16 protein-coding genes, 14 tRNA genes and 2 rRNA genes are annotated in these 20,359 nt (G+C 47.3%); 3 read left to right on the plus strand and 29 right to left on the minus strand.

Going from position 1 to position 20,359, the window contains the following annotated elements; genetic code table 11:
- Positions 1-30 precede the first annotated feature (30 nt).
- Positions 31-1,128 (plus strand): ABC transporter ATP-binding protein, encoded by a 1,098-nt coding sequence (locus KNO92_RS09835; RefSeq protein WP_214696230.1) that lies wholly within the window; start codon positions 31-33, stop codon positions 1,126-1,128.
- 42 nt (positions 1,129-1,170) lie between these two features.
- Here KNO92_RS09835 and KNO92_RS09840 read toward each other — a convergent pair whose 3' ends face one another.
- From KNO92_RS09840 to KNO92_RS09850, 3 genes are all read right to left on the minus strand, one after another.
- Positions 1,171-1,821: an amino acid ABC transporter permease gene (locus tag KNO92_RS09840; RefSeq protein ID WP_214696232.1), complete on the minus strand. Its 651-nt coding sequence runs from the start codon at positions 1,819-1,821 to the stop codon at positions 1,171-1,173.
- Positions 1,818-2,576, minus strand: a complete 759-nt coding sequence (locus KNO92_RS09845) for a transporter substrate-binding domain-containing protein (protein ID WP_214696234.1) — start codon at positions 2,574-2,576, stop codon at positions 1,818-1,820. Before KNO92_RS09845 ends, KNO92_RS09840 begins: the two co-directional genes overlap by 4 nt.
- 126 nt (positions 2,577-2,702) lie before the next feature.
- The gene (locus KNO92_RS09850) at positions 2,703-4,430 is read right to left on the minus strand and encodes a phospho-sugar mutase (protein ID WP_214761120.1); all 1,728 of its coding nucleotides are present in this window, start codon (positions 4,428-4,430) and stop codon (positions 2,703-2,705) included.
- A gap of 100 nt (positions 4,431-4,530) precedes the next feature.
- On the opposite strand from KNO92_RS09850, the gene KNO92_RS09855 reads away from it, so the two are divergent.
- Complete coding sequence (locus tag KNO92_RS09855; RefSeq protein WP_214696238.1) at positions 4,531-5,346, plus strand: sulfurtransferase; 816 nt, start codon at positions 4,531-4,533, stop codon at positions 5,344-5,346.
- A gap of 53 nt (positions 5,347-5,399) precedes the next feature.
- Here the strand turns inward: KNO92_RS09855 and KNO92_RS09860 are convergent, their stop codons facing one another.
- Genes KNO92_RS09860 through KNO92_RS09875 form a run of 4 tightly spaced genes read right to left on the minus strand, consistent with a single transcriptional unit; the run spans position 5,400 to position 11,588 of the window.
- Positions 5,400-7,832: a glycogen/starch/alpha-glucan phosphorylase gene (locus KNO92_RS09860; RefSeq protein WP_214761122.1), complete on the minus strand. Its 2,433-nt coding sequence runs from the start codon at positions 7,830-7,832 to the stop codon at positions 5,400-5,402.
- 22 nt (positions 7,833-7,854) lie between these two features.
- Positions 7,855-9,288 carry a glycogen synthase GlgA gene (glgA, locus tag KNO92_RS09865; protein WP_214761123.1) on the minus strand — a complete coding sequence of 478 codons (1,434 nt, stop codon included), beginning with the start codon at positions 9,286-9,288 and terminating at the stop codon, positions 7,855-7,857.
- Between the two features lie 10 nt (positions 9,289-9,298).
- Positions 9,299-10,492 carry a glucose-1-phosphate adenylyltransferase subunit GlgD gene (glgD, locus tag KNO92_RS09870; protein WP_251126995.1) on the minus strand — a complete coding sequence of 398 codons (1,194 nt, stop codon included), beginning with the start codon at positions 10,490-10,492 and terminating at the stop codon, positions 9,299-9,301.
- Entirely contained in the window at positions 10,434-11,588 is a 1,155-nt protein-coding gene (locus KNO92_RS09875) for a glucose-1-phosphate adenylyltransferase (RefSeq protein ID WP_214761125.1), read from the minus strand. The genes glgD and KNO92_RS09875 overlap by 59 nt, the downstream gene beginning before the upstream one ends.
- A 155-nt stretch (positions 11,589-11,743) precedes the next feature.
- Between KNO92_RS09875 and KNO92_RS09880 the strand changes: the two genes are divergently transcribed.
- Positions 11,744-13,531, plus strand: coding sequence for a transglycosylase domain-containing protein (locus KNO92_RS09880; RefSeq protein WP_214761129.1), 1,788 nt, complete (start codon positions 11,744-11,746; stop codon positions 13,529-13,531).
- A gap of 48 nt (positions 13,532-13,579) precedes the next feature.
- Here the strand turns inward: KNO92_RS09880 and KNO92_RS09885 are convergent, their stop codons facing one another.
- The 22 genes from KNO92_RS09885 to KNO92_RS09990 form a co-directional block, all read right to left on the minus strand.
- The gene (locus KNO92_RS09885; protein WP_214761131.1) at positions 13,580-14,455 is read right to left on the minus strand and encodes a hypothetical protein; all 876 of its coding nucleotides are present in this window, start codon (positions 14,453-14,455) and stop codon (positions 13,580-13,582) included.
- Positions 14,452-15,009, minus strand: coding sequence for a DUF5366 family protein (locus KNO92_RS09890; protein ID WP_074032604.1), 558 nt, complete (start codon positions 15,007-15,009; stop codon positions 14,452-14,454). Before KNO92_RS09890 ends, KNO92_RS09885 begins: the two co-directional genes overlap by 4 nt.
- Before the next feature lie 228 nt (positions 15,010-15,237).
- Positions 15,238-15,711 carry a tRNA (uridine(34)/cytosine(34)/5-carboxymethylaminomethyluridine(34)-2'-O)-methyltransferase TrmL gene (gene trmL / locus KNO92_RS09895; protein ID WP_214696256.1) on the minus strand — a complete coding sequence of 158 codons (474 nt, stop codon included), beginning with the start codon at positions 15,709-15,711 and terminating at the stop codon, positions 15,238-15,240.
- Positions 15,712-15,723: 12 nt separating this feature from the next.
- The gene (locus KNO92_RS09900) at positions 15,724-16,164 is read right to left on the minus strand and encodes a methylated-DNA--[protein]-cysteine S-methyltransferase (RefSeq protein WP_214761133.1); all 441 of its coding nucleotides are present in this window, start codon (positions 16,162-16,164) and stop codon (positions 15,724-15,726) included.
- On the minus strand, positions 16,145-17,293 hold the full coding sequence (gene queG, locus KNO92_RS09905) for a tRNA epoxyqueuosine(34) reductase QueG (RefSeq protein WP_214696266.1): 1,149 nt from the start codon (positions 17,291-17,293) through the stop codon (positions 16,145-16,147). The genes KNO92_RS09900 and queG overlap by 20 nt, the downstream gene beginning before the upstream one ends.
- A gap of 67 nt (positions 17,294-17,360) precedes the next feature.
- A tRNA-Gly gene (locus tag KNO92_RS09910) sits at positions 17,361-17,431 on the minus strand.
- A 128-nt stretch (positions 17,432-17,559) separates the two neighbouring features.
- Complete coding sequence (locus KNO92_RS09915; protein WP_353047400.1) at positions 17,560-18,621, minus strand: DUF2332 domain-containing protein; 1,062 nt, start codon at positions 18,619-18,621, stop codon at positions 17,560-17,562.
- Between the two features lie 239 nt (positions 18,622-18,860).
- Positions 18,861-18,941 (minus strand) — tRNA-Leu (locus KNO92_RS09920).
- A 9-nt stretch (positions 18,942-18,950) separates the two neighbouring features.
- Positions 18,951-19,024, minus strand: a tRNA-Cys gene (locus KNO92_RS09925).
- Positions 19,025-19,034: 10 nt separating this feature from the next.
- Positions 19,035-19,109 (minus strand) — tRNA-Gly (locus KNO92_RS09930).
- 4 nt (positions 19,110-19,113) lie between these two features.
- A tRNA-Gln gene (locus KNO92_RS09935) sits at positions 19,114-19,188 on the minus strand.
- Positions 19,189-19,195: 7 nt separating this feature from the next.
- Positions 19,196-19,271 (minus strand) — tRNA-His (locus KNO92_RS09940).
- A 16-nt stretch (positions 19,272-19,287) separates the two neighbouring features.
- Positions 19,288-19,358, minus strand: a tRNA-Trp gene (locus KNO92_RS09945).
- A gap of 3 nt (positions 19,359-19,361) precedes the next feature.
- Positions 19,362-19,445 (minus strand) — tRNA-Tyr (locus KNO92_RS09950).
- Positions 19,446-19,450: 5 nt separating this feature from the next.
- Positions 19,451-19,526, minus strand: a tRNA-Phe gene (locus KNO92_RS09955).
- 31 nt (positions 19,527-19,557) lie between these two features.
- Positions 19,558-19,633: transfer RNA gene (locus KNO92_RS09960), tRNA-Asp, on the minus strand.
- Positions 19,634-19,642: 9 nt separating this feature from the next.
- Positions 19,643-19,716 (minus strand) — tRNA-Met (locus KNO92_RS09965).
- Between the two features lie 16 nt (positions 19,717-19,732).
- Positions 19,733-19,807, minus strand: a tRNA-Glu gene (locus KNO92_RS09970).
- 20 nt (positions 19,808-19,827) lie between these two features.
- Positions 19,828-19,918, minus strand: a tRNA-Ser gene (locus tag KNO92_RS09975).
- Positions 19,919-19,929: 11 nt separating this feature from the next.
- A tRNA-Asn gene (locus KNO92_RS09980) sits at positions 19,930-20,004 on the minus strand.
- An 8-nt stretch (positions 20,005-20,012) separates the two neighbouring features.
- Positions 20,013-20,129: ribosomal RNA gene (rrf, locus tag KNO92_RS09985) — 5S ribosomal RNA — on the minus strand.
- Between the two features lie 95 nt (positions 20,130-20,224).
- A 23S ribosomal RNA gene (locus tag KNO92_RS09990) occupies positions 20,225-20,359 on the minus strand; the annotation flags it as partial.

Genomic DNA, 20,359 nt, shown 5'->3' on the forward strand with positions numbered 1-20,359 from the left:
AACACACAGATTCTTTAGGAGGCTAACGACATGGCAGAAATTCGTTTAGAACATATTGATAAAATTTACGATGGTGGCGTCAAAGCCGTCAGCGATTTCAACTTACACATTAAAGACCGTGAGTTCATCGTCTTCGTCGGACCGTCTGGTTGCGGTAAATCAACGACACTTCGTATGATCGCAGGTCTTGAAGAGATTTCAAACGGTGACTTTATCATTGACGGGAAACGAATGAACGACGTCGCTCCTAAAGACCGTGATATCGCTATGGTCTTCCAAAACTACGCGCTCTATCCGCACATGAGTGTCTATGACAACATGGCGTTCGGCTTGAAGCTTCGTAAGTTCCCGAAAGACGAGATTGACCGTCGCGTAAAAGACGCTGCTCGTATTCTCGGTTTGGAAGAGTACCTTGAGCGTAAACCAAAAGCGCTCTCAGGTGGACAACGTCAGCGTGTCGCTATCGGTCGTGCTATCGTCCGTGACGCAAAAGTCTTCTTGATGGATGAGCCTCTCTCGAACTTGGATGCAAAACTTCGTGTACAAATGCGTAAAGAGATTATCCAACTCCACAACCGTTTGGACACAACGACAATCTACGTTACCCACGACCAAACAGAAGCGATGACACTCGCAACGCGCATCGTCATCCTAAAAGATGGTCTCATCCAACAAGTCGGTTCGCCGAAAGAAGTATACGACAACCCAGACAACATCTTCGTCGCTGGTTTCATCGGTTCACCTTCGATGAACTTCTTCCGCGGTACACTCGCTGAAGGTAAATTCATCACAAACGGTGAAGAAGTCAACGTTCCAGAAGGAAAAATGAAAACGCTCCGTGACCGTGGCTATGTCGGAAAAGAACTCGTCCTCGGGATTCGTCCAGAATCAATCCATGATGAGCCAATCTACATCGACTCACCAACGACACACACGTTCAAAGCGCACATCGACGTCGCTGAGCTCATGGGTTCTGAGTCTTACCTCTACGCTGAACTTGGTGGACACCAGTTCACAGCACGCGTTGACGGCCGCTCGAACATCCACATGGGTGACGATGTCGAACTCGCACTCGATATGACAAAAGCTCACTTCTTCGACGGTGAAACTGAACAAGTGATCCGTTAAGCCATACAAAAAGCCTCGATTCGTCTGAATCGAGGCTTTTTCTTATCGAATCGCGTAACGCTGTTCGAGTTTGTGTTGACCGGCTTGAATCAAGGTCGATAAGATCCAATAAATCGAAGCCGAGAACAAGAGTAACGGCATGACCAAATATGTCGTTGCGGCAATTTGGTCCGACACGTACGTCAACTCCTGGACCGCGATGACCGAACCGAGTGACGTCGACTTGATGATGTCGATGACCGAGTTCGAGACAGGTGGGATGGCGCGAGAGAGCGCCTGTGGGAAAATGATGTCTTTGAAACGCTTCACTTTCGGGATACCTAGCGCGACACTCGCCTCAACCTGTCCTTTGTCGACAGAGTTGATGGCTGCCCGGAACGCTTCCGAGATATAGGCCGCAAAGTGGAATCCGAGTCCGAAAATCAGCGCCTGCATCCCACTGAGTTGCACGAACCCAGTGAGACCGACATACAAAATCAATAATTGAAGCAAGAGCGGTGTCCCACGGAAGAACGAAATGTACGTCCGCGTGAACAACCGTACGATTTTAATCGGGCTACTATGAAGTAAAGCGATGATCAGACCGAGCGCCAAGGCGAGAAGAATCGACAGGACACTGGCGATCAACGTGAGCTGGACGGCTTCAAGATAGACCGAACGGTTATCTATGACGGTCGTGATCAGTTCATTCATTGACTGATATCCTCACCGAAGTACTTCTCACCGATTTCCTGCATCGTACCGTCTTCTTTCATTTCCGCAAGTGCATCGTTCAATTTCTCAAGAACGTCGCTATCTTGACGTGTCATGAATCCAGCTTCACTTGTGTTGAAGATGTCACCGACTGCTTTGACGTCATAGCCTGTTTTTTCAAGCTCTGTCAAGATGAAGAGACGGTCGTTCAATGCCGCATCAAGACGACCGACTTCGAGGTCTTGAAGGACTTGGTTCGCCCCTTTGTAATATTTCACTTCTGCGCCAGCTTCTTCCGCCATTTGCGCATAGACTGAACCTTGCGTCGATCCGACTAATTTGCCGTCAAGGTCGTCTACGCCTTGGATATCGTTGTTATCCGAACCAACGATGACTTGAGCTCCTGATACCGCATACGGGTCAGAGAACGCATATTTCTCTTCACGCTCAGGTGTGATGCTCATTTGGTTGGCAATCATGTCGATGCGTTCTGCATCAAGTGCTGGAACGAGTCCTTTGAAGTCCATTGCCTCATACTCTACTTTATAACCGGCACGTTCTGCCGCTTCGTTCAAGACGTCGATATCATATCCCATCAATTCACCTTTATCTTTGTATGTGAACGGTGGATATGTCGCCTCTGTACCGACAGTGATGACTGCTTCGTCCGCTCCACTGTCTGTTTCGTTACCGCAAGCTGCGAGAAGCCCTACTGAAGCTCCGATCGCGAGTACGCTTGTTAATGTCTTTTTCATGATGATTCCGCCTTTCCTATAATCCTTATATGATTACACGGTTTTAAACAATAACCTCATCATACTGGCGTGATGTCTTCATGTCAAACAAAAAACATCACCCTATCGCTAGAGTGATGTCCCCCATCAATCGATGGCTTTCGCCTGCTTCATGACGTCCGCTTCAATTGCTTCACGTTTCTCTGTCGTCTTCTCGGCGCGATCCGCATGTACACTAAAGTAAAACTTGATTTTCGGCTCTGTGCCAGATGGGCGAAGGCAGAACCAAGACCCGTCCGCAAAGACAAATTTCAAGACGTTCGATGATGGCAATTCAATCGCTTCAGACGTGTTCGTCCGTAAGTCAGTCGCCACTTGTTTCTTATAATCTTCGAAACGAACGACTTCGTATCCCCCAACTTCTTTCGGCGGATTGGCACGGAATGCTTCCATCATACGACCAATTTGCTCGAGGCCAGCTTTCCCTTTTAGCGTCATCGACTGTAATGACTCTTCGTAGAATCCGTACTTCTCATAAATCGACTGCAACGCATCATAAAGCGTCCGACCGTGCTGTTTATGGTATGCCGCCATTTCCGTTGCGAGTAGACAAGCCTGAACCGCATCTTTGTCACGGCAGAAGTCACCAATCAAATAGCCGTAGCTTTCTTCATAGCCAAAGAGGAATTCATATTCACCTGATTCCTCGTATTGTTTGATTTTCTCCCCGATGAACTTGAATCCTGTCAACGTGTTCTCAAGATGCACGCCGTATGCTTTCGCAATCGCAGCCCCGAGTTCTGACGTGACGATTGTCTTGGCGACGAAACCATTCGATGGAAGTGTTCCCGTCTCACTCTTTTGTGACAAAATATATTCCATCAGGAGCGCACCTGTCTGGTTACCGGTCAAGACGAACCATTCCCCGTCACGTCCGCGTACTGTCAAGCCGACACGGTCCGCATCCGGGTCCGTCGCCATGAGCAAATCAGCCCCGACGCGATCCCCGTATTCCATCGCCAGTTTAAACGCAGCTTTTTCTTCTGGGTTCGGATAACTGACGGTCGGGAAAGCACCATCTGGTTCTGCTTGCTCTTCTACAATCGTCACATGGTCAAACCCATACGCTTTCAACCCTTCCATGACCGGACGGCGTCCGGTCCCGTGAAGCGGCGAATACACGATTTGAAGGGGGCTGTCCTGTACGTCACGATGAATCCGAATCGACTGGAGTGCTTCCATATAAGCCTCATCGACGGACGGGTCCACTGTAACGAGTAGTCCTGTTTGACGAAGCGCCGCCTCATCTTCGATATCAATCTTCAACTCATCTTCAATCGCATTGACGTAACTGACGAGTTCATCCGCTTCTGCTGGCGGAAGTTGTCCACCATCTGCCCCATACACTTTGAACCCGTTGTATTCAGGCGGGTTGTGACTCGCCGTGATGACAATGCCACCGAACGCATTCAAATGACGTACGGCAAACGAGAGTTCCGGTGTGGCGCGCAAACTTGGGAACAAGTAAGTCTTGATCCCGTTTGACGCAAGCGTCCGTGCCGCCTCTAATGCAAACTCTGGTGAAAAATGACGCGAATCATGGGCGATCACGACGCCGTGACGTTTTGCTTCTTCTCCCGAAGCTGCGATAAAGTCAGCAAAGCCTTGTGACGCTTTTCGAATCGTGTATACGTTCATTCGGTTCGCACCCGGTCCGATTTCTCCGCGCATCCCGCCTGTCCCGAACTCAAGCGTCTTATAGAATGCGTCTTCTAACGTTGTCTCATCTTTTGCGAGTTCCTCAAGTTCCGCTCGTAAATGCGGCTCAAGTCCTTCAAATTGATTCCAACGGTCATACGTTTGTTGCCATGTCATGATTCATTCCCCTTTCACCCTCAAAAAATTCAATCGAAGTACTCGCCAATTGCTTCCATCTTGTATACGATGAGAGTAACGAAACCTCGAGGTGATATTAATGTTTCCAACAATGCGTGCCCAAGAATTAAAACAAATCGTGCATACGAACTCGATTCGTTTCATCGATTGCCGATATTCGCTAAACGACGCGTCCTATGGTAAATATGTCTACCGAAAGGGACATCTTCCGAACGCTGTCTTTCTCGATTTGATGGAAGACTTGTCCGGTCCGCTCGGCGAACATGGCGGACGTCACCCACTTCCTTCAAAAGAGGCGTGGACGGCAACACTCCGTCGCATCGGCTTGAACAAAGAAGATTTGGTCGTCATTTATGATGACGGCTTCCCATTCGCAGCTCGTGCGTGGTGGCTCTTCAAGTGGGCCGGTCACGAACGGGTCGTCGTCCTAGAAGGCGGTATCCAATCCGGCATCACTTATTGCGGTGAGACCACGACCGACGTGCCGAACTACCCAGCGAGTGACTATGCCCCAGATTTTCAAGATGATATGATCGCGACACTCGAAGAAGTGAAAGCCGCTACGAGCGGTTCACTCTATGATTCGCGAACAGAAGATCGCTTTAACGGGACACATGAACCGATTGACCAAAAGGCAGGCCATATCCCGAACGCATTGCTCTGTTCTTATGCCGAGGCCATCACCGAGCTCGGTACACTAGAAGACTTTCACGATTTAAAAGAACTTTATAAAGACGTCCTTACCGTGGAAAATCCAATCTTTTATTGTGGTAGCGGCGTGACCGCCTGCGTCAACATTTTGGCGCTGCACGCTCTTGGGAAAGACGATGTTCGACTTTATCCCGGATCCTATTCTGACTGGATCAGCTATCCAGAACACGAGGTCCACCCGTAACGGGTGGATCGTTTTTATTTTACACCGAAGTTAATGCTATTCCAAAATAATCTTTATTTGACGCTCGTCGGTTTAATGTTCCAGACTGCGTTTGCATATTCCGTAATCGTACGGTCACTCGAGAAGATCCCCGATTTTGCCGTGTTGACGATTGAGCTCTCTGCCCAACGCGAGCGGTCGCTGAAGACTTCGTCGACACGTCGCTGCGCTCGCATATAGGAGATGAAGTCTTTCAAGACGAGGAAATCATCGTTATAGACGAGGAGTGAGTCAAAAATCGACTGGAACTGATATTCGCCGACCTTATCGAATGTACCGTTGACGAGACCATCGACCACATCTTTAATTTCCTGGTGGGCATGATAAATTTCCGCCGCGTGGTATCCTCCGAACTTTTTATAGTTCATGACTTCTTGTGGGGATAATCCAAAAATAAAGATATGATCGTCTCCGACCGCGTCACGAATCTCGATATTGGCACCGTCTAACGTACCGATTGTCAACGCACCGTTCATCATGAACTTCATGTTTCCGGTACCCGATGCCTCATAGCTCGCTGTCGAGATTTGTTCGCTCAAGTCAGAGCCTGGGAAAATACGTTCTGCCATCGAGACACGATAGTTCTCAAGGAAGATGATTTTAATGAATTGGCTCGCCCGCTTATCTTTATTGATTAATGTGGCGAGTGCATTGATGTAGCGAATGATTTCTTTCGCGTAATAGTACCCTGGTGCCGCCTTGGCTCCGAAAATGAACGTACGAGGGACCATCGTAAACGTCGGATCCGCTTGAATCTTCAAGTAAAGCGCATGGATATGAAGTGCGTTTAGAAGCTGACGCTTATAGGCGTGGAGACGCTTGACTTGAACGTCAAAAATGGAATGCGGGTCAATCGTTTCTCCCGTCTCCTCCTGAATATAAGCAGCCAAATCCAGTTTGTTTTGTTGTTTCACATCCATCACGGTTTCTTGGAAGCTCTTATCTTTCGAGACGCCCATCAACTTTTCCAAGTCGTTCGGATGCTCGATCCATGACGGTCCAATCGCTTCCGTGATCGCGTCAGACAGTCGCGGATTCGATTTCAAGAGCCAACGTCGATGTGTGATCCCGTTCGTTTTGTTGTTGAAGCGTAGCGGGAACATCTCATATAAGTAACGCATCTCGCGCTGTTTTAAAATATCGGTATGGATCTGGGCAACCCCGTTCGTCGAATGAGAGCCGACGACAGCCAAGTTGGCCATGTTGATGTGCTCATTCGATACGATTGCGATTTCCCCCATATGTGATTCCAGATGAGGATAGTTGACCAATACGTCCCGACAGAAACGTCGATTGATTTCCTCGATAATTTGATACACGCGAGGTAGTAGCCGTTGATACATCTCGACCGGCCATTTCTCAAGCGCTTCGGCGAGTAACGTATGGTTCGTGAACGACATGACGCTCTTCGTGATGCGCCACGCCTCGTCCCAACCGTACCCATGCTCATCCATCAAGATTCGCATCAATTCAGGAATCGCAACAACCGGGTGTGTGTCGTTAATATGAATCGCATAATGATCGCCTAATTGTTTGAGCGACTTATTGCGCTTCAAATAGGAGGCAAGCATCGATTGAATCCCCGCCGACACAAAGAAATACTGTTGTTTCAAACGCAGTACTTTTCCTTCATACGTCGTGTCATCTGGATATAAAAATTCCGAAATGGTCGCAATCGACTGTTTGTATCGCAACAAGTCTTTGTACGTCCCTTTCGTTTTCTCTAAATACGCCTCATCATCAAGCGGCGACTCCGCGTTCCAAAGACGTAACGTATTCACGACGTCATTTTGATAGCCGATGATCGGCATATCGTAAGGTACCGCTCTTACGACTTCATCCGGATGATGGACGACACGTAACCGGTCTCCGATTTGCTTCATCTCAATCCAGCCGCCGAAGTTGATATCGACCGCTTTATCCTGACGTCTCGTCTCCCACATATTGCCGTCACGGAGCCAGTTGTCCGGTAACTCGACTTGGTACCCATCGACAATTTTTTGTTTGAAGAGACCATAGCGGTAACGGATCCCGTTTCCGTGTCCAGGTAAACTGAGCGCGGCCAATGAATCGAGGAAGCAGGCTGCTAAGCGGCCAAGTCCCCCGTTCCCAAGTCCCGGTTCTGGCTCGATCTCCGTGATGTCCGTGAAGTTGTATCCAAGATCCTCGAGCCCTTCTTTGACGAGCTCTAACACGTCGAGACTCAACAAGTTGTTGTACAGGAAACGACCTAATAGAAATTCAAGCGAGAAATAGATGACTTGTTTACTATGTTTTTCTTCTTGACGGTCTCGCGTGTGAATCCATTTTGGCATGGCTTGTTCGCGCACCATCGTTGCCAAGGTTTGATACACTTCCTGCTCTGTCCCATCCTCGATCGACTTCCCATTTAATGCGATGAATCGTTCTTTAAATGCGTCGACAAAGCTCTGTTTATCTGTGAACATAAATCAAGTTAGCTCCTTCCACTCATGCGAATAAATGATATAACTCACGATATTGCTTGGCGGATTGTTTCCAGCTAAAGTCCGCGGTCATCGCCTGATGGACGAGGGCATGCCAATTTTCTTTCTCATAGAAGACACGAATCGCTTTTTCAATCGTTGCCAGCATCTCATGGGCATTGTAGTTCATGAACCCGAATCCGGTCCCTTCTTGCGTGAATTCGTTATACGGCTTCACCGTGTCACGAAGTCCACCTGTCTCACGGACAATCGGCAATGTTCCGTAGCGCATGGAAATCAATTGACTGAGTCCACAAGGCTCAAAACGTGACGGCATTAAAAAAGCATCCGATCCAGCATAAATCAAGTGAGCGAGTTCGATGTCAAAACCGATATAAGAGCCCACTTTTCCTGGATGTGTTGCTGTCATTTCGTGAACGATTCCTTCATATTCTGGTTGTCCTGAACCAAGGAATGCAAATTGGCATGGCAGTTGGCCGAGTTCTTCAAATACACCATTAATTAAATCGAGCCCTTTTTGGTCAACGAGACGGCTGACGAACCCGATGAGCATGACGTCATCTCGGACTTCTAGACCAAGTCGTTCTTGTAACGCTCGTTTATTCGCAAGCTTTCCTTCTTTATACGTATCGAGGTTATACGTCTGTTCGATTCGCGCATCTGTGTTTGGATCGTTCGTCGCCAAATCGATTCCGTTTAAAATCCCTCGAACGTCAACCGCGCGATGACGTAATGCCCCGTCTAAGCCTTCCCCATAATACGGTTCCATGATTTCGTCCCGATAAGATGGGCTGACGGTCGTGATTTGATCGGAATGCACAATTCCAGCTTTCATATAGTTGACGAGACCGTTATGTTGAATCCCTTCGGCCGTAAAATGCTCATGACCGAATTGTAATAGTTCTCCAAGAATCTCTTCCGGGAAAATCCCTTGGTACTGCAGGTTATGGATGGTATAAACCGTACGAATGTGTTGATACGCTTCAATATGTTGATAGTGAATTCGTAGAAAGGCCGGTAAAATGCCGGTCTGCCAGTCGTGACAATGAAGAACATCAGGCACTTCTTCCATTTTCCCAATCATCTCAAGGACTGCCCGTGAGAAGAATGCGAATCGTTCCGCATCATCAAAGTGTCCGTATAAGACACCGTCACGTTTAAAGTAGTATTCGTTATCGATGAAGTAATACGTGATGCCATCTCGCTCTAATTTCAAGACCGCGCCGAATTGCTTCCGCCAACCGACCGGAACGATGAGGTCGAATAAATACTCCATCTCTTCCACATATTCAGCAGCAATCGAGCCATATTTCGGCATGACGACACTCACTTCTTCTCCTAAATCCGCCACTGCTTGAGGGAGCGAACCGACAACGTCGGCGAGCCCCCCCGTTTTCATGAACGGTGCCGCTTCTGAAGCAACATACCAAATTTTCATAAAATCCTCCTCACACCACTGTTCGTTTCGCGATGACAATCGGTTCGTCGATTGTACCTCGGATGACTTGCCCCCGTTTTACGACGACTTCTTTATCAAGAATCGCATTTTCGACGACAGCGCCTTCTTCAATAATCGACTTCGACGAAATGATTGAGTTTTTCACGCGTGCGTGCTTACTCACTTGAACACCACGGAAGAGAATACTGTTTTGAACTTCACCATGAATCTTACACCCGTTCGCAACGAGCGCTTCGTTCACTTTCGACCCTTTCAAATAGCGAGTCGGTGGTTCATGCTTGATCTTCGTATAGATGTGTGGGAAGTCATAGATGATTCCTTCTCCACGAAGCAGTCGCATGCTCTCGTTATAGTACGAAAGTACGGAATGAATAGCCTGCATTTTACCGACATAATGGTATCCGTGCACATGCAACCGATGGAGCTGTGGACGGATGACACCGTCTAACAAGTCATATTCTCCTTTAGACGTCGCTTCGTCGACAAGGCGCATGAATAGATTTTTCGACATGATGATTGTTTCTGTGAACGCATATTCATCATCCGGTGAAAAACCACGTTCTGAAACACCGACGACGCGATCATTCTCACCAAGGCGAATCGGGCGACAGTAGCCACACTTCTGTTCATGCGTTGTATAGGCAAGTGTGATGTCTGCTCCCATCGACTTGTGGTGTTCGAGCATGTCGTTGTAATCGATTGTCGTCAACACATTCGATCCCGTAATGACGACGTACGGCTGTTTGCTGCGAATGAAATGTTCACGGTGCATCGAGAAGTTAGCTAAGTCACCGAGATACGCTTCCCCGTCAGGTTTTAAGGCAGGTGGGAAAATGTGCAGCCCTCCCTGTGAACGGTCCAAGTCCCATTCTTTTCCTGATCCGAGATGGTCCATCAACGAGCGGTACTTGTCTAACGTGAAGATCCCCACTTGACTGATGTTTTGTGTAATCATATTCGTCAACGTGAAATCAATTAGACGATAACGTCCCGAGAATGGGACTGATGCCAAATTACGATGACCTGTAAATTCTGGAAATAGACCTTGCTCCGTGCCTAAGTTAATGACCCCTAATAAATCGTTCGTCAACAGTAACGCCTCCTTGCGTGTCTCTTTACTCGAATCAAACTCGTTGTTTGAAGACGGTGCCGCTTTCAATGTTTTCGTGTGGTTCAATAACAACGATTTCACCACCCGGCTCACCGACTGTCGCGCCGTTTTCAATGACTGCACAGCTTGCGACAATGGCTCTGTGAATTGTTACATCCTTCCCGATTCTAGCCCCCGGCATGATGACCGAGTCTTTCACGAGCGATCCTTCGCCGACACGAACGTCATAGAATAGAACCGAATGTTGTACTTCCCCTTCGATATGACACCCTTCATTGATCACAGACTGTTCGACGCAGGCATCTTTACCGATATATTGCGGCGTCTGATTCGGATTTACCGAATAGATTTTCCAGTTTGGATCGTACAAATCGAATGGTGGTTCTTCCTCAAGAAGATCCATATTCGCTTCCCAAAGCGATTGAATCGTCCCAACATCTTTCCAGTAACCTTTGAACTTATAGGCAAAAACATCTAGCCCTTGGAGAAGCGTGTTTGGAATGATGTTCTTTCCGAAGTCAAAGCTTGATGTTTCGTCTTCCGCATCTTTAATCAAATGCTCGCGCAAGACGCTCCAGTTGAAGATATAAATCCCCATCGACGCCAAGTTACTCTTTGGATCTTCAGGTTTCTCTTCAAACTCATTGATGCGAAGGTCATCCGCCGTGTTCAAGATCCCGAAACGTGACGCTTCGTCCCACGGCACTTCCATGACAGAGATCGTCACATCGGCTTGTTTTTCTTTGTGGGCTTCGAGCATCTTCTCGTAGTCCATCTTGTAGATGTGGTCTCCTGATAGGATCAAAACGTAATCCGGATCGTAATCATCGATGTAGCTCAAGTTACGATAGATCGCGTTCGCTGTCCCTTCGTACCAATTTTTCCCCGACTGTGCTTGGTAAGGTGGGAGAATGGCTAAGCCCCCGTTACGACGATCTAAATCCCATGCCGTCCCAATTCCTAAGTAACGATTCAATTCAAGTGGCTCGTATTGTGTCAACACCCCGACTGTTGTAATTCCCGAGTTCGTGCAGTTTGACAATGGGAAATCGATGATTCGGTACTTTCCGCCAAAATGAACGGCAGGCTTCGCCGTTTTTCGCGTGAGAGGCCCCAATCGTTTTCCTTCTCCTCCCGCAAGGAGCATCGCAACCATTTCTTGCTTCATAAATAATAAGCCTCCTCAAAAATCGTAATATACAACCTCTTTTACCCTTTTTCGCTCTTTCCTAAAGTATTCCTTCTCGAATTATTATATGATAACGTTTACATTTTTATTTTTTTGTAAATTGGACGATATAATGAGTAGAAAGAGGTGAAACGATGAGAGCTTGGATTGGAATCTTGTTTTTTGCAGGACTATTAGCGACTTCTTTGACGCTCGCGAATGCATTGAAAGAAGAAATCGAAAAGACAGATGAAATTTTATCTTGGGGACAAGAGCTGGTATCAGAACAACCACTCTCGTCGAAGCATGCGATCACGCTCGCATACAATGGTGGCGAACAGCAGATTTACTTGGCAGGTCGCCGTAATGATGTCTCCCCAAAAGCATTACCTGAACACATTCAAGAAGCCATCATGATCATTGAAGACCGAAAATTCAACGCCCATCCCGGCTATGATTTAAGCGGGATTGCCCGGGCATTTATTAATAACGCGAACGAGACATCTGTGCAAGGTGGAAGCACGATCACCCAACAGCTCGCGCGAAATGTTTACTTAACTCACGAACGGACATATGAACGAAAAGTGAAAGAATTATTGATTGCACGAGCATTAGAAGAAAATTATAGCAAGAAAGAAATTTTAACTGCATATAGCAATGTCATTTTCTTCGGACATAATGTATATGGCATTCAATCTGCGGCCGATACATACTTTTCGAGACCGCTCGCCGATTTAAACTGGAACCAACTCGCCTATTTGTTGACGGTACCGAACAACCCGTCACTCTATGATCCGCTCAATCCGTCAGATGCTTATTTCGAGCGAAAAGATCGGATTTTGACACAACTATTCGAAGCGGGCGTCATCTCAAAAAGCGCCTATGATCAATATCATGGTGTGAAACTTCAAGCCGCATACCGAAGTCAAACGATTCAATATCCAGACTATATGGATACGGTCGTACGCGAAGCGATTCAGTTAGTACGTTCACGGTATGACTTGGATGATGCCGAAGCAAGAGACTATTTATCGACGCACGAAGCGACAATCGAGACGTATCTGTCGACGGCCAAACAGACGAAAGCGAAGCAAGTGATGAGTCAGTTGCCATCCGGGTTAAACGGAGGATATACGGAACTGACACCACAAGGACGAATCGTGGCGATGGTCGATTCAGAAATGACGCAAGTCGGTGAGTTCAACCGCGCAACCCAAGCCTACCGTCAACCGGGTTCCGCAATCAAACCGATTCTCGTGTTCGCCCCATTCATCGAAGAGACGGGAGCGACGCTTGATACGGTTCTCGATGGACGACCAGCTTGCTACGGTTCCTATTGTCCGGGTAATAGCCATGACCGCGTGTTAGGAGATGTGTTATTGAAAGATGCAGTCGCCTATTCCTACAACACGCCAGCTTTGGCTGCTTTCTCTGTCGTTGATCAGCCACGAGCCTATGAGAGGGCCGATATGATGTTCAGTCAATGGGATGAACAGGACGAGAACTTAGCGAGCGCGCTCGGTGGTCTCACACAAGGGGTCTCTCCGAAAGAACTTGCGGCCGCCTACACACCATTCTTAAACAAAGGCGTCTATACATCCGGTCATACGATCAAACAAATCACATTTAAAACGAATGAACCCGCATTGACGCCTATCCTGACCGAAGAGGCAGTCTGGTCTCCCGATACCATGAATGTGATGAAGAAGGCTTTAACGACCGTCACGACTTACGGAACGGGACGTTATGCCAATCAGGTGAAAGGTGATTACGAATATCTCGGAGGAAAGACAGGGACAACGAATGAAAATAAAGATATGTGGTACGTCGGACTTACAGATCAAACGATCACCGCGATTTGGCTCGGGGCCGACACGCCACGTCCGTTCCCCGAACTCGCTAACCGTGCTTACCCGGCAATTATCTGGACAAAGGCACATTAACCAAAAAGAGTCAGCCGATTTTCATCAGCTGACTCTTTTTTTGATGCCTTACACGCTGCGTTCGATTCGCATGCGATAGCTTCGCCAATGCTTCAGTAATTCCTCATAATCAATCAGTTTCCATGGGTTGAACCGAACTTGACCGTGCTTGTTGAAATATAGGTTTTCACGAACACAGTAGCTGGCGTGAACGAGTTGCTCTTGTTCGTTCCAAAAAGTAAGGACGTCACCAGATTCCGGAACAGCATCCGTCACCGTTTCAAAACCGCTCTGCTGAATCGTTTGTAGAAACGTCTCCGGATGAATCCACTGGTGAATCATCCACTCATGTTGTGTAGCTGCGAATAACGTCGCTGCCAGACAGTTACTCCCTTCATATATCGGAAATGTGTTCGCATATGTAACGAGATGTGCTGGTGTCCGTTCATCACATCGTTCCCCTTCCCACGTATCCCATTCTTTCGCATAGCGATAGATAAGCGAATGACGGGTTTCTGTCGAAAGCTTTTTCCAGTTCGACTCGTCTAAGACGATGAAAGTTTCCCCGTCCTTCTCCACAATCGCGTCATCGGATACCTCATTCCGCTGCTCAACCGTAAAAGATAACACAAGCCCACGATTCGTCGTCACCTGATATTCAAGAAGACGCGACTTGACGTCCTGACGTAAACCATCAACCGCGTTTGAAGGGGCATTGACAACATGTGTGACGCCTTCCCCCATCATCCATGTCAGATAGGCATTCGAAAGATGCGGATTTTTATAAGCTGGGTGACGAGAAAACTCTTCTCTCGGTAAAATGAGGGCACTACTCGGCAAATCATCAAAGAAAGTAGAATCGATCCAGTACAACGTTTCTTTTGGAACAAACGTCTGACACCACGCTTCTATTTCATCAAACGTCGGCTCAAATTTCTCTCTCATAAGATGATGTCTCCGACAGAGTTAAACAGTCGCAGAATCGACCACCCTAATCCACTGATCAATGTCGCCCACATGACCCCTTGCATGAGCAACAAGCCGATTGCACGGGGAACGGACATCGATTGACTCACTTGCCAGACGTAGTAAAAGAGATACATCAATAACGTACAGACGAGGACGGCCATGACGGCAAGTAATGTATTCAGAAACAGAAAACTGATCCCAGAACCGATGAGGAAGATAATCGCCCCAGGTTTAAGTCGATGGAGTGACGTCCCGTTTGTTTCTCGCGCAAAAAAAGCGAAGCCGAGTTGATTGAAAGTATCGGCCACCAGTTTGAGTGCACTAAACAACATAAAGAAGATGGTGAAGAACACGACGAGTACGAATACTTTCGTTTCTTGCACGGATAACAGTTCGATGATTTCACTATATACGCCAATTTGATTCAGCCACTGGATCACATACTCGGACGTCGCAATCGCAAGTGACATGGAAAACAAAATAATTCCGATGAGTGGTGCATAGCTCAGTAAGTACACATTCGTTTTCATGTTCCTTCTCCAATTTCACAGTAATTTCTTATATTCAGTGCAATTCTACTACCAAGTATATTATACTATTTATAGTTATGGAGATTAAAAGGGGGATTTTTGGATGGGCCTATTATTGATGGTTGGAATCAGCGTCGTCTTCCTCGCAGCGATTTTGACAGCTGGATATAACCGTAAACCTGAGGGTAACGAATAAGAGCCGGGATTCTTACGAATCCGGCTCTTTTTTTATTTCAATCCTGCATATCCTTGTTGGCGTAGGGCCTCATATACAATGATGGCAGCTGTATTCGACACGTTCAATGAACGGACGAGGTTCGATTGTGGAAGACGGATACAACGGTCTAAGTTGTTCTCGATGACTTCCATCGGTAATCCTTTCGTTTCACGACCGAACACAAAGAAATAGTCGCCTTCTACGTCCGAAACATCTAAATCACTCGGATATTGTTCCCCGTACTTCGTGATATAAAAGAATTGTCCGTCCGGCTGCTTCTCCCACAATTCTTCTAACGAATCATGATAGCGTACATCGACAAACTGCCAATAATCTAACCCTGCACGCTTCAACATTTTATCGTCTGTCGAGAAACCGAGCGGACGAATCAAATGGAGAACCGAGTTTGTCGCCGCACACGTACGTGAGACGTTCCCTGTATTTGCTGGTATTTCTGGTTGAAACATTACGACATGAATCGCCATAGTTCATTTCCCTCACTTTTTCATTTCAAATTCAAGTAGGCGTTGCTTTTCAGACAACCCTCCTGCAAAGCCGACAAGCTTCCCACTGCTTCCAATCACCCGATGACACGGAAATAAAATCGGTAACGGGTTTCGGTTGAGTGCTTGGCCGACGGCACGAACAGCTTTCGGTCGACCGATTTGTTCTGCAAGTTGTTTATATGTCCGTGTCTCACCGTATGGAATCGTCAACAACGCATCCCATACTTCCTGTTGAAATGGTGTTTCCTTCATTTCGATGTAGGCACGATCTGATTCATGGAATCCATGCTGCTCGACGCGCATCATGAGATGTTGTAACCAGTCAGGGGCTTCTTCTGACGGTTCATGTGTGGTGAACTCAAGAGCTGTCAGTTTGCCCGCTGCGTTTAATTCATACGCTAACGGTCCCCATTTAGACGACACGATCTTCATGTGTCCACTCCTCTCGATAGATACGAATTTCTTCATGTACCATGTCAGACACTTCTTTACGTTCAATTTCTTCAAAAATCGATTCGGCATCAGGACCAAGAATTGCACCGATCGCCCATACCGCAGTCGCTCGCATGTCCTCTCGTTCATCGTTTCGGATGAATTCACGTAAAATCGGAATCGCAGATGGTTCCCGGTAGTGCGCGAGCGCCAAAATTGCATTTCGCTGGATTGGTTTCTTCCCGCGCCACGCACCTGATAAATGCCCAAACTTTTGTTTAAACTCTCGGTTACTCAATGTCAAGAGCGGCTCTAACAGCGGTTTGACGATTTCTGCTTCCGGTAACAATTCTTCGTGGTGACGCCAATCCTTTTTACGATTATACGGGCAAACTTGCTGGCACGTATCACATCCGTATAAGCGTCCTCCAAGTTTCGAACGAAACTCTCGTGGCATCAACGTTTTCATTTGTGTCAAATAGGCAATGCAACGTTTCGCATCCAGTACACCTGGTTCCACAAGGGCCGTTGTTGGACATGCCGTCATACACTTATCACAGTCGCCACATCCATCTTCAATCGCTTCATCCGGTGGCAAGTAAACGTCTAAAATCATTTCCCCCAAATATAAGTACGATCCCTTCTCAGGTGAGATGATGGAGCAGTTTTTTCCGCTGAAGCCGATCCCTGCCCGTTCGGCGACGGCCCGGTCTACGAGCTCACCAGTGTCGACCATCGAGCGCGTACGCACTCCAGGAACCAGCTCTTCAATGTACGCTTGAAGCTGCTCTAATCGATTGCCGACGGCGCGATGATAATCCAGCCCCCATGAGGCTCTGGCAAATAGCCCTCGTCTCTCTCCAGCGACACTACGGGGTGCCTGCTTCAACTTACTTGGGTAGGCAATCGCAATCGCAATGATCGACTGGGCTTCTTCAAGTAAGAGTTCCGGGTTTGTACGCTTCTCTAGGTCGGGCTCTTCAAACCCAGAGGCAAACCCTTTCTCTTGCTGTCGAATGAGTCGCTGTTTCATGACGATGAACGGATCAGCCGTCGTCACTTTCAACTCGTCAATCCCGATGGTTTCGGCATACTCGAGAATTTGTTGTTTTAATGTGTATGGGTCCATTCCGTTCACCTCCTTTATATATTTTCGCATACAAAAAATCTCTCCGCCACTCGGCAGAGAGATATGAAGCGGGTGAAGAGAATCGAACTCTCGTCATCAGCTTGGAAGGCTGAGGTTTTACCATTAAACTACACCCGCATGAAATATTGTTGTCGTTCAAGCGACTACAGTTAATATACACCTATACCATTAAACTGTCAACAAGTATTCGTAAGTTTTTCTAAAATCACTGAAAAAAATATTTCAATATACCTTAATCACTAACATTATGCCTGTACAAATAACGATTCAAGTGGTCTGATTACACGAAATGTTCGTCCATGCCCTTCTGTCTCGGCATATGTCAACTCCATCAATCGTCCTGATTGATACATGTCGACATGGAGAAAACGATCTTGAACGTTATTGTAAATGTGGAAGACGTCTCGCTGGTGTCCGATTCGCTTTATTTGTTCTAAAAGCTCTTCTTTGACAGGACGCGGCATTTGATTCGCAACGTGCGTATGGAAAATACATAGCGTCTCTGTGTCCGGTACACGCATAGCGAGTTCATGCAATAATGTTACGCCATCTCCTTCAATAAGCGTCACCTTGTCAAAATTGACGTCTTGCATGGCAGCATCAAGCATTTGACGGCGCGTGTCATGTTCCGGCCAAATCAATGCATTCAACCATGATAGTTCTGCTTCGTCCGTCAAATCAATCACATTCAAATCGACGCCGAGGCGTGTCCCGATTTTGAACGGTACCGTAGTCTCGAGGTGAATGGGCTCCTTCGATTCAACGGTCGCTGAAATGGTTACAGACGATGTATTTGTCGGATGAAGTGGAACATCATTATATACATAGGCATATTGATCAACAAATAGTTGAAGACCCGCACTCGTTCCGATTTCGAGTAAACCGAGTGGTCGCTTTGTCTGTTGTTGAATCATTGAAAAGATTGGATACAAGTAAGAGCACCGTTGAATCTCGTTCGTTTGCACACGACGAGTCATCAATCGATTCCGAATCTCATCTTCGTATGTATGACAAAATACTAAAAAAGATGGAAAGGCATTCTCAGGTTGTTTCGGATTCTTCGTCGCGCTCGGATAATATGTAGCCAGTTCATCGGATTGGTGTTGGAGTACCAACTCATGAACGGCTGCAAATAATAAGTTCGGGGCTGGTTGTCCTTCAGGTATCTCTTCACATAATGATAAAAGCCATTCACTTTGAGCTGTTTCTCTAGCTAATACTTCATACAATCGACTAGATCCTACACATTCATTGTCAGCAAATCGGATGAATCGTTCTGCGATTTCTTTTTGATTGATTTTACTCACCTCTTTACTTTTCTATTCAATTACAAGTCGAAAAGTTCCTGCTCAGGTGAAACAATTAGAAATCTCACTTTTTATTGATCATCCAGTCAAACATTCGAATCACGTATACATGATCGGGATAGCAAGAAAGAAAAGTCATTGCCACAATCAACGTGTCGTTGCTCCTCTGTCATATCTACATCACCTCGGTACTTTTTTATATACAAAAAAGACCCTAACCTCAGTTAGAGTCATACGGATACCGGTGGTCGGAGTCGAACCGACACTCCAGAGGAACACGATTTTGAGTCGTGCGCGTCTACCAATTCCGCCACACCGGCATATTATGTTGGAGGCGCCAGTCGGAATCGAACCGACGATAGAGGAGTTGCAGTCCTCTGCCTTACCACTTGGCTATGGCGCCAAAAAGTCATTGGAGCGGAAGACGGGATTCGAACCCGCGACCCCGACCTTGGCAAGGTCGTATTCTACCACTGAACTACTTCCGCAAAATGGCTGGGCTGGAAGGGATCGAACCTTCGCATGTCGGAATCAAAATCCGATGCCTTACCACTTGGCTACAGCCCAATAATAATGGGGCGACTGAAGGGAATTGAACCCTCGAATGCCGGAATCACAATCCGGTGCGTTAACCACTTCGCCACAATCGCCATGATTAAATTAAAACAGGGGCAGCAGGAATCGAACCCGCGCTGACGGTTTTGGAGACCGTAGTTCTACCGCTAAACTATGCCCCTAAGTGGTGGGGGGGGGCGGATTCGAACCGCCGAACCCGAGGGAGCGGATTTACAGTCCGCCGCGTTTAGCCACTTCGCTACCCCCCCACATATGGTGGCTTTGGACGGAATCGAACCGCCGACACAAGGATTTTCAGTCCTTTGCTCTACCAACTGAGCTACAAAGCCATATGTAGTCTTGATTTTCTAAAAATAAAAATGGCGGTCTCGACGGGATTCGAACCCGCGATCTCCTGCGTGACAGGCAGGCATGTTAACCCCTACACCACGAGACCGGACATTAATTGCGGGGGCCGGATTTGAACCGACGACCTTCGGGTTATGAGCCCGACGAGCTACCAGACTGCTCCACCCCGCGACGATATAAAATTAAATGGTGACCCGTACGGGATTCGAACCCGTGTTACCGCCGTGAAAGGGCGGTGTCTTAACCGCTTGACCAACGGGCCATGTTTGATTTTTGAAAAACTGGCGGAGAGCAAGGGATTCGAACCCTTGAGACGGTTTTGCCGCCTACACGAATTCCAATCGTGCTCCTTCGGCCACTCGGACAGCTCTCCAAAAGAGAAAGTGGCTCCGCAAGTAGGATTTGAACCTACGACCTACCGGTTAACAGCCGGTTGCTCTACCACTGAGCTATTGCGGAACGACCTTGCCTGGCAACGTCCTATCCTCACAGGGGGAGATCCCCCAACTACTTTCGGCGCTGAGACGCTTAACTTCCGTGTTCGGCATGGGAACGGGTGTGGCCGTCTCGCTATCGCCACCAGACAAGTATTATATTAACATTATTTATCGATAATGTCAACATGTTTTAGAGAGATTGTTCTCTCAAAACTGAGGATTCATCAACACAAACCATAGACTAGATCAAAGCCTCGACCGATTAGTATCATTCAGCTCCACGTGTCGCCACGCTTCCACCCATGACCTATCTACCTCATCGTCTCTGAGGGGTCTTTCTTGATTGCTCAAAGGGAAATCTCATCTCGGAGGGGGCT

It is taken from the genome of Exiguobacterium sp. s129, from assembly GCF_018617585.1.
GTDB lineage: Bacteria > Bacillota > Bacilli > Exiguobacteriales > Exiguobacteriaceae > Exiguobacterium > Exiguobacterium aestuarii_A.